The 9,070-nt window shown below is 74.8% G+C and carries 7 protein-coding genes; 2 read left to right on the top strand and 5 right to left on the bottom strand.

Annotation, left to right across the window (positions count from 1 at the left end; translation table 11 throughout):
- Positions 1–34 precede the first annotated feature (34 nt).
- From E1182_RS26650 to E1182_RS26640, 3 genes are all read right to left on the bottom strand, one after another.
- Positions 35–2,509 (bottom strand): AAA family ATPase, encoded by a 2,475-nt coding sequence (locus tag E1182_RS26650; RefSeq protein WP_132270323.1) that lies wholly within the window; start codon positions 2,507–2,509, stop codon positions 35–37.
- A complete protein-coding gene (locus tag E1182_RS26645; protein WP_132270321.1) occupies positions 2,509–3,657 on the bottom strand; it encodes an exonuclease SbcCD subunit D in 1,149 nt (382 codons plus the stop codon). Before E1182_RS26645 ends, E1182_RS26650 begins: the two co-directional genes overlap by 1 nt.
- A gap of 68 nt (positions 3,658–3,725) precedes the next feature.
- Positions 3,726–5,474 (bottom strand): ATP-binding protein, encoded by a 1,749-nt coding sequence (locus tag E1182_RS26640; protein WP_132270318.1) that lies wholly within the window; start codon positions 5,472–5,474, stop codon positions 3,726–3,728.
- A 214-nt stretch (positions 5,475–5,688) separates the two neighbouring features.
- Between E1182_RS26640 and E1182_RS26635 the strand changes: the two genes are divergently transcribed.
- Positions 5,689–7,320, top strand: a complete 1,632-nt coding sequence (locus E1182_RS26635; protein ID WP_132270316.1) for a hypothetical protein — start codon at positions 5,689–5,691, stop codon at positions 7,318–7,320.
- Here the strand turns inward: E1182_RS26635 and E1182_RS26630 are convergent.
- Together E1182_RS26630 and E1182_RS26625 are read right to left on the bottom strand one after the other, a co-directional pair.
- Complete coding sequence (locus tag E1182_RS26630; protein WP_132270314.1) at positions 7,250–7,708, bottom strand: hypothetical protein; 459 nt, start codon at positions 7,706–7,708, stop codon at positions 7,250–7,252. The genes E1182_RS26635 and E1182_RS26630 overlap by 71 nt on opposite strands.
- Positions 7,709–7,744: 36 nt before the next feature.
- A complete protein-coding gene (locus E1182_RS26625; RefSeq protein WP_132270312.1) occupies positions 7,745–8,500 on the bottom strand; it encodes a pyrimidine reductase family protein in 756 nt (251 codons plus the stop codon).
- A gap of 174 nt (positions 8,501–8,674) precedes the next feature.
- Here E1182_RS26625 and E1182_RS26620 point away from each other — a divergent pair.
- Positions 8,675–9,070, top strand: a 396-nt coding sequence (locus E1182_RS26620) for a plasmid pRiA4b ORF-3 family protein (RefSeq protein WP_243706432.1), incomplete at its 3' end; no start/stop codon positions are given.

Here is a 9,070-nt window from a genome sequence, read left to right as displayed (position 1 = left end):
GCCGCCACCAGCGCAGGGTACCGCGCGCCCGGGCTCACAGGCCGGTCCGTTCGACGCGGGCCGTACGGGCGTCCTTGCGGACCTCGAAGCGCACCGGGATCCGCTCGGCCAGCGCCGGCACATGGGTGACCACGCCGACCATCCGGTCGCCCCGGGCGGCCAGGCCCTCCAGGGTCGCCGCGACGGTGTCCAGGGTGGCCGCGTCCAGTGTGCCGAAGCCCTCGTCCAGCACGATCGACTCCAGGCTCGCCGCCGTGGTGGACATGCCGGCGAGCTGCTCGGACAGGGCCAGCGCCAGGGCCAGCGACGCCTGGAACGTCTCACCACCGGACAGGGTACGCACCCCCCGGCGCAGCCCCGCGTCGTGGTGGTCAACCACGAAGAACTCGCCCTTGTCGTGCACCAGGTCGTACTGGCCCTGGGACAGGTCGCGCAGGATCCGCGAGGCACCGTCCACCAGCAGGTCGAGCGCCTCGGCGAGCAGCCACCGTTCGAAGTTGTTGGCCCGCAGGTGCCCCGCGAGGGCCCGGGCGGTGCGTGCCCGCCGCTCGTGCTCCGTCCGCTGCTCACGGAGCTCGGCGGCCTGCTCACGGCGTTCCGCCAGCCGCCGCTGCTCCGCCTCGGCGCGTTCCGTCGCCACCGCGACGGCCCGGACCGGGTCGTCGTCGTGGGGCAGCCCGGCGTCGGCGAGCAGCGCCACGATCCGGTCCTCGACCGCCGCCGCGTCCGCCTCGGCCCGGGCCACCGCGTCGGCCAGCCCGGGCCGCTCGGCCTGCCGCAGCCGGGCCTGATCGGTAGCCCACCCGACCAGGGTGGCCCAGGCCCCGGCGACGTCGTCCCGGTCGGCGGCCGGCGGACCGAACCGGGCCAACCCGTCACGGGCGGCGTCGAAACCCCGCCAGGCGCCGCGTAACCGTTCCTCGGCCGCGTCCAGCGCGCCCCGGGCCCGGCGGGCGGCCTCGCGCCCGGCGCGGACCGCCGCGGCGGCCTCGTCCATCACCCGGCGCAGCCGGGCGTGCTCGTCCAGCGTCGCACGCAGCGTGGCCGGGGTGGCGGCCCCGGCGAGCTGACCGTCCAGTTCGGACAGCCGGGAGGTGAGCTGGTCCTGCCGGGCCCGGGCGTGCACCAGCACCCGTTCGAGTTCCCGGGCCGCGGCGTCGCGCTGCTCGACCAGAACCTGGGCGGCCTTCGTGGCGGCCCGCGCGGCCTTGCCGGCGGCGGTCGCCGCCGCCACCGCCGAGCCCGCCGGTACCGGCGGCACCCGGGCCACGGTCTGCTCGCAGACCGGGCACCTCGCCCCCTCGGTGAGGTGCGTCCGCAACGCGGCCGCCTGGTCGGTGGCCTTCGCCTCCTCGTGGGCGCGGAACGCGGCCTCCAGGTCGGCCTCGGCCCGCGCCGCCGTCTCCCGGGCCGCTTCCAGCGCCGCCACCGCCGCCTCGTGCTCGGCCCGGGCCGCCCCGACCGCGGCACGGACCGTCTCGGTCTCGACGGCGAGCTTCTCCCGGTCGGCGTACGCGCGCAGCAGCAGTCGGAGGCTGCTCTCGTCGCCGAGCCCGGCCAGCTCGCCGCGGAGCTTCTCCTCACGCTCCTCGGCCAGCGTCACCGCGCCCGCGGCCTCCTCGACCGCCGAACGCGCGACGGTCACCGCGCGGGCCACCTCGGTCACCCCGTCCGGCGCGCGCACCCCGGCCAGCCCGGCCAGGTCGGCGTCCAGATCGGCCAGGGCCGCCGTCGCCGTCCGCGCCGCCGCCCGCGCCCGGTCCCGCTCCGGCACGGCCGCGACGACCGACCCGGCCAGCTCCCGCATCCGCCGCACCTGCGTGGACGCCGCTTCCAGCGTCGCGTCGTCGACGTCGGTCAGCCCGGCGAGCATCCGGTCGACCGCCTCCACCTTCGCCTCGGCCTGCCCGGCCCGCTCCGTGGCGCGCTTCTGCACCTGCTCGTAGACGCCGAGGCCGAGCAGGTTGACCAGGATCTGCTGCCGGGTCGCCGGCTTGGCGTGCAGGAAGTCGGCGAACTGCCCCTGCGGCAGCACCACACAGGAGGTGAACTGCTCGTACGGCAGCCCGACCGCCGCCAGCACCGCCTCCTCCATCTCGGCGGGGGTGCCGGCCACCACCTCGCCCAGGTCTTCCGGGCTGAGCCCGGTGTCGAGCTTGCTGATGTCGAAACCGGGCGGCATGAGCTGCAACCCGGCGTTGGCGGTCTTGACGGTGCCCCGGCCGTCGCGGCGGATCACCCGGGTGGCCACGTAGCGGTCCCCGGCGGACTCGAAGACCAGCCGGACCCGGGCCTCGGTGGCCGACGGCGCGAGCGCGTTGGCGAGCCCCCGGGCACCGCCCCAGCGGGGCACCGTGCCGTAGAGGGCGAAACAGATCGCGTCCAGCACGGTGGACTTTCCCGCACCGGTCGGGCCGACCAGGGCGAAGAAGTCCGCGTCGGTGAAGTCGACGGTGGTCTCGTCGCGGAAGACGGTGAAGCCCGCCATGTCCAGTCGCATCGGACGCATCAGCGGTCCACCTCCTCGAAGAGCTCGTCGAAGAGTTCCCGCACCCCCTCGTCGTCGTGGCCCCGGCTGTCCAGGTAGTCGGCGAACAACTGCCGGGGGGACCGGCCGGCCCGCTGCGCCGTGCGGGCCCCGCTGCCGGGTGCGGGGACCAGCTCCGGGTCGATCCGGATCTCCAGGGCGCGGGGGAGCAGCTCCTGCACCTCCTCACGCAGCCCGGCGCGGGGCTGTTCGCGCACGTACACCCGCAGCCAGCCCGGCGGCGGGGTCGCCTCGGCGAGCTGCGCGAGGGTGCCCCGGACCGTACGCAGCGGCACCGCCGCCGCCACCGGCACCTCCCGCACCTGGGCGGCGGTGCGGGCGGTGACCTCGACCAGCGTCACCGAGGGGACGTTCTCCTGCTCGCCGAAGTCGACCGCGATCGGGCTGCCGCTGTAGCGCACCGGGCAGGGCCCGTTCACCCGCTGGGCGCGGTGCAGGTGGCCCAACGCCACGTAGTGCGCGGTGCCGGGGAAGACCGAGGCCGGTACGGCGTAGCCGAGCACGGTGTGCGCGTCCCGCTCACCGCCGCCGGTGGATGCCCCGACCACGGTCAGGTGGGCGGTGACCAGGTGCACCCGGTCCGGCTCGGCGAACCCCTCGGTCAGCCGGGTGAGCACCCGCCCCAGGTGGTCGGCGTACGTCTGGGTGGCCTCGGCGGCGGTCAGGTCGTACATCTCCACCGCGCGGACGGCGTACCGCTGTGACAGGAAGGGCAGCGCGGCGAGCTGCCAGCGCTCCCCGTCGCGGGTCACGCCGTCGATCACGTGCTCGGCCGGGTTCTCCCGGACGCTGCCGCGCAGGGTGATGCCGGCCGCCTCGGCCCAGGGGCGCAGCGCGTCCAACGCCGCGCCGTTGTCGTGGTTGCCGCCGATCGCCACCACGTCCGCGCCGGTACGTCGCAGCGCCGTCAACGCCCGGGTGACCAGCCGGGTCGCCTCCGCGGTGGGGGCGGCGGTCTCGTACAGGTCACCGGCGACGATCACCAGGTCGGGTCGTTCGGCGACCGCGATCTCGATGACGTTGGCCAGCACCTGCTTGTGCTCCTCGGCGCGGGACTGGCCCTTGAGCACCTTGCCGACGTGCCAGTCCGAGGTGTGCAGGATCCTCATGGCTGTGCCGACCCTTCGTTCGCGACTGCGGGGCTCGCAGGCTCACTCCTCGCGCTCACCGGTAGCCCCTAGAACGGGATGTCGTCGTCGGACGAGCCCGAGCCGACCACCGCGAACGGGTCGGCCGACTGGGTGATCGAGCGCAGCGTCTGCGACGGCGGCCGACCCGCCTCGGAGACCCGGGTCGCCCAGGCCGGGAAGGGGAACTCCAGGCAGAGCGGGACCGGGATGTCGGGCTGGTTGACGAACATGGTGCCCGGCTTGGCCAGCAGCGCACGCTGCCGCTGGGCCGGCGGGAGGAAGCCGTACTCGGGTCGGGACGCCTCGGCCGGGTCGAGCCGGCCGACCACCCGGATCGCCGAGTTGGTGACGATCCGGCGTTCCACCTCGCTGGCCGTCTGCTGTGCGCCGACCAGGATCACCCCCAGCGAGCGGCCCCGCTCGGCGATGTCGAGCAGCACCTCCTTGATCGGGGAGGAGCCCTCGCGCGGAGCGTACTTGTTGAGCTCGTCCAGGACGACGAAGAGCAGCGGCTTGGCGGTGCCGGCCTTCTCCTTACGCTCGAACTCGCTCTTGAGGGTCACGCCGACCACGAAACGTTGCGCGCGGTCCGGCAGGTTGTGCAGATCGACCACGGTGACCTGGGCGCTCTCCGCGGTGTTGATGCTGTGCGGGCGGCGGGTGGACAGGTCACCGCGAATCAGCCGGCCCAGGTCCTTCTTGCTGCCGATCAACCGCCGGGCGAAGGCGTTGACCGTGCCCAGGCCGACCGCGCTGCCCGCCCAGTCGCTGCGGGTCTCGTCGTCGTTGAGCTGCTCGACGATGTGGTCGACGAGATCCGCGTACGACCCCAGGCGGACGCCGTCGACGCTCACCCCGCCGTCGGCGGGCTGGGCGTACCGGGCCAGGTGGGCGGCGACCGAGTGGACCACCATCGTGTACTGCTGGCGTTCGTCGTCGGCGTCGGCGAAGACGTACGGCAGGAGTCGGTCGGCGCAGAACTCGCTCAGCGTCCAGTAGAAGCTGTCCACCCCGGTGAGCCGGCTGCTCACGTCCGGCGTGCCGGCGGAGTCACCGACCCGGGGCGGGGCGTACACCCGTACGTCGGGGAAGGCCCCGGCGTCCAGCCCGAGCTTGGCGTACCCGGCCCGGGTGACATCGTCGAGGCGGGTGTTGGGGTGGTCGAGGAAGAGCAGATCCTCGCCCTTGACGTTGAAGATCAGCGCCTTGGCGTTGACCGCGTCGCCGCCGAGCACGCCGGACCGGAACACCGAGTAGAGCAGGAAGGTGGCGAAGCTGGTCTTGGTGGCCACGCCGGAGATGCCGGAGATCGAGACGTGCGCGCCCCGGGTGCCGTCGAGGAAGTCGGCGTTGAGGTAGACCGGGACGCCGTCGCGCCCCATGCCCATCGGGATCCGGCGTTCCATCCGGTCGAAGTGCAGCGCCCGGGCCCGGGCGTCGCCCTCGGCGCGGTAGACCGCCGCGCCCGGCGCGGGCGGCACGTAGAGCTCCGGGTCGACCCGGGTGGTGGTGACCTCGGCCGCCTCCTGCACCTGGGCGGGGAGGGTGCCGTCGGCGATGGCGAAGACGTCCGAGTCGAACTGGGCGCCCTCGTGCCGGGCCCGGACCTGGGTGACCACCCCGGCGATGGTCACCGGTTCCCGGTCGGGAAGCTCGCGGCGGGTGACCACCACGTCGTCGAGTTGCAGGTAACTGTCGGGGGAGACGGCGGTCCAGAACGTCAGCGGGGTGGCGTCGGCGGTGCCGAGCACCCGGCCGACCGCCTCGCCCGGGCCGTCGAGCAGGTCGTCGGTCATCGTCGGGCTCCGGTCAGCTGCTCGTCTCGGTCAGGGCGCACGCCCTGCATCCTGCCGGAGGAGTACGACAGGTCGCCACGCGACGCGGCGGACGCCACCCGGCCCGCCCGACTCGCTGGCGGACTGTCGCCGGCAGGCGACGCAGCGTGGCCGTTTCCGCCCCGGCCGGCGGCGTTCCGCGAGATCCTGACGAAAAGGGCGAGTGGGGTGAGGCATGGGGCCCAGAGGACGGCTGGTCACGCTGCTGCTGCTCAGTGCGCTGCTTCCGGTGCTGGAGATGGCGGTGCTGCTCGCCGTCGGCCTGCGCGCCGCCGACGGCCTGCCGCCGCAGGTGACCGCGATCTGGCCGTACGACTCGTACCACGATCTGCGCTGGCTGCTGGTCTACCACAACTCGTGGGAGAGCTTCGTGGTCGGCCTGCTGGGGGTGACCCTGCTGCGCGGGCTGCTCTCGGTGGCGCTGACCCTGCTGGCCTGGCCGGCCGGGGTGCCCCGGCCGGACCGGGGCTGGCTGGTCCGGCGCAACCTGGAGGTCGCGCTGCTGGCCGCGGTGGTGGTCTCGCCCTGGGCCGCCCTCTCGGTGGCCTTCTCCGTGGTGTCGCTGAGCTGGTACCTGTTCGCCTCGTTGGGGCCGCTGCTGCTGCTCGCCCCGTTCCTGGTCCGCGCCGGCGTGGTGCCGGACTGGTGGCGCGGGCTGCCCACCATCGAGCTGGCCGGGTGGGCCTGGCTCAACTTCGTGGTGCTGACCCTGGCCGGCGCGGTGATGGCCTGGGCGCCGAGCGGCTGGATGCTGCTGGTGGCAGCGCTGGCCGGGGTGGTGAACGGGCTGCTGTGGCGGCGGACGGTGGCGGCGGCGGTGCTGCCCGCCCGGGTCCGGTGGGCCCGGGTGCCGGTGGCGCCTGTCGCCGTCGTGCTCGCCATGGCCGGCGCGGTGTGGACCCCGGCGCTGATCGGGGCCATCGGCAGCGGAGGGGAGGCGCAGTGGCGTCCGCCCATTCTGGCCGAGCCGCTGCCGGCGAAGGTGCCGCACGCGGTGATCGTGCTGGGCGGGCACCACTCCCACTGGGACGGCAGCCCGGCCGCCGACCCCCGGGTACAGCGGTTCTCCTACCGGGGCCTGGACGCCCAGGGCCGGCCCCTGCCGTACGAGCCGGAGGCCACCCACCAGTCGCTGGACGCCAGCAGCGCGCTGCTCGCCGCGCAGGTCGACGCGCTGCACAAGCGCACCCGCCGGCCGATCGCGCTGGTCGGCGAGAGCGAGGGCGCCGAGGTGGCCCGGACCTACCTGGAGCGGCTGCCCTCCGGGCCGGTGACGGCCGTGGTGTTGTTCGACCCGTTGGTGCGGCCCGGGCGCGCCTACTATCCGCCGCCGGGGCACGAGGGCTGGGGCGTGGCGACCGGTTGGCAGTTGCGTGGCATTTTCTGGCTGGCGAACCTGGCCCAGGAGCACAAGGACTACCCCGACTCGCCGTTCGTACGCTCGCTGCTGGCCGACGCCCCCTTCTACCGCAACCGCACCCTCTGCCCGGTCGCCGGGGTGCGGATGATCGCCTTCCTGCCCACCGTCAGCGCCGCCGAGGCCCCACCCGGGGAGTACAGCCAGATCCCGGTCTACGAGCAACCGGCGTTGCACGGCGGGGTGGTGGGCGGACAGATCGCCGGCGACCGGGTGATCGACTTCCTGGCCGGTGAGCCGGTGTCCCGCATCCTGCCGGAGTACAAGCTCCTGCAGCGGTTGGGCGCGGCCTGGCAGGCGCCCTCGCTGGCGGCGTCGGTCAACCCGATCTGGGCGGCGACCCGGGAGGGGGACCCGGCACGGACGGGCCGGATCTGCGAGTCGCGCTGAGCCGCCGGTGGCGCAGCAGCAGCCGGACGGCCGCGCCGTCGAGCCCCACCACCAGCAGCGTCCGGATCGGGTCGTACGGGAACAGCAGCACGCCGACGAGAATCGCCAGCGCGGCGCAGCCGCCGGCCGCCGGCAGGGCGCCCCGCCGGCCGGTGAGCACCAGCAGCCCGGCCAGGGTGACCGCCGCGCCGACTCCCACGTTCAACCAGGCCCAACCGGTGACGTCGAGGTGCCGCACGCCTCCCTCGCCGACGGCGACGAACGGGTCGCCGACGGTCTGCGCCCACGCCGACAGCACGTCCACGCCGCCGCCGACGACGAGGAGGCCGCCGGCGAGCCGGGGCGGCCGGGCCGTGCCGGTGCCGTCGATGACCGCGGTGGAGCCCATTTCCCCAGCCTAGAGGCGACCGGGCAGGCAGCGGGCCTACTCGCGCGCGGCGCGGACGTAACGCAGCAGCAGCACCCCGTCGTCGGCGGCGAGCACGTGCCGCAGCCCCAAGGCCCGGGGTGCGCTGGGGCCGCCGGCGGTGATTCGCCCGGGGCCGGCCCCGGCGAGCAGCGGCGAGACGGTCAGGCAGAGCTCGTCGACCAGGTCCGCGGCGGTGAGCGCGCCGAACAGCTGCGGTCCGCCCTCGCAGAGCAGCTGCCCCAGGCCCCGCCGGCGTAGGTCGGTCAGGGCGGCGGCGAGGTCGACGGTGTCGTCGCCGAGGCGGACCAGGTCGACCACGTCGGCGAGCCCGGCCGGTGCCGTCGCCGCCCCGGTGGTCAGCACGACGGGCCGCACCGGGGCGTCGGCGAGCGCGGGCTGCGCCGGGTCGAGTGCCAGCGAGCGGGAGACCACGACCAGCGTCGGGTACTCGGCCAGGCCGTGATCGCGTCGCCAGGCCCGGCGCGGCCCGCTGAGCCGTACCGCCCGGTAGCCCTCGTGGCGCAGCGTGCCGGCGGCCACCACCAGCCCGTCGCAGAGCATCCGCAGCAGTCCGAAGACCCGCTTGTCCGGTACCCCGGAGAGGCCGGCGGAGTAGCCGTCCAGGCTCACCGCCCCGTCCGGGCTGGTCACGAAGTTCACCCGCAGACGGGGATGGTCCGCCCGGCCGTACAGGCGGGTCAGCTCCGCGTCGTCCAGCGGACCGGAGGGCGGCGTCGGCCAGATCCGGCGGATCGTGGTGCCGGCGCTCATTCGCCCGCCGGGCCGGTGACCGGAGGGGTGGGCTCGGGGGTGCGGTGCTGGCAGTCGCACCACGTCCGGCCGGGGCAGTCGTCGTGCCGCCGTTCCCGGCACGCTGGGCAGATCATGTCGGCAGCCTAGTGCCGGACGGCGGGGCGAGGGGCGTGCGCGTGGTAGATGTACTGCGTGACCACCTCGCCGCGGCGGATCCTGCAGGTACGCATCACGGTGGCCGGAGTCCGTCCGGTGGTCTGGCGGCGGGTGCAGATCCCGGGCGGTTTCACCCTGGACCGGGTGCACCGGGTGGTGCAGCACTCCGTCGGCTGGTGGGACTGCCGGCTGCACTCCTTCGAGATTGACGGGACGCAGTACGGGGAGCCGGATCCCGACGACGAGTTGGCCGTGCGCGACGAGTTGGACGTCCGGCTGGACGCGGTGGCCGGTCGGGGCACCCGGGTGCGCTACGTCTACGACTTCGAGGACTGGTGGGAGCACGACCTGCTGGTGGAGGACGTGCAGACCGCCGATCCCACCCGGCGTTACCCGGTCTGCCTGGACGGGGAGCGGGCCGGGCCACCGGAG

Origin of the sequence: Micromonospora sp. KC721 (assembly GCF_004348355.1) — a bacterium.
Taxonomy (GTDB): Bacteria; Actinomycetota; Actinomycetes; order Mycobacteriales; family Micromonosporaceae; genus Micromonospora.
This window is presented reverse-complemented; position numbering and strand designations above follow the sequence as displayed.

Coding starts and splice junctions, on each gene's coding strand:
- E1182_RS26650 (WP_132270323.1), bottom strand. CDS start 2,509: ATGCGTCCGATGCGACTGGACATGGCGGGCTTCACCGTCTTCCGCGAC.
- E1182_RS26645 (WP_132270321.1), bottom strand. CDS start 3,657: ATGAGGATCCTGCACACCTCGGACTGGCACGTCGGCAAGGTGCTCAAG.
- E1182_RS26640 (WP_132270318.1), bottom strand. CDS start 5,474: ATGACCGACGACCTGCTCGACGGCCCGGGCGAGGCGGTCGGCCGGGTG.
- E1182_RS26635 (WP_132270316.1), top strand. CDS start 5,689: ATGGGGCCCAGAGGACGGCTGGTCACGCTGCTGCTGCTCAGTGCGCTG.
- E1182_RS26630 (WP_132270314.1), bottom strand. CDS start 7,708: ATGGGCTCCACCGCGGTCATCGACGGCACCGGCACGGCCCGGCCGCCC.
- E1182_RS26625 (WP_132270312.1), bottom strand. CDS start 8,500: ATGAGCGCCGGCACCACGATCCGCCGGATCTGGCCGACGCCGCCCTCC.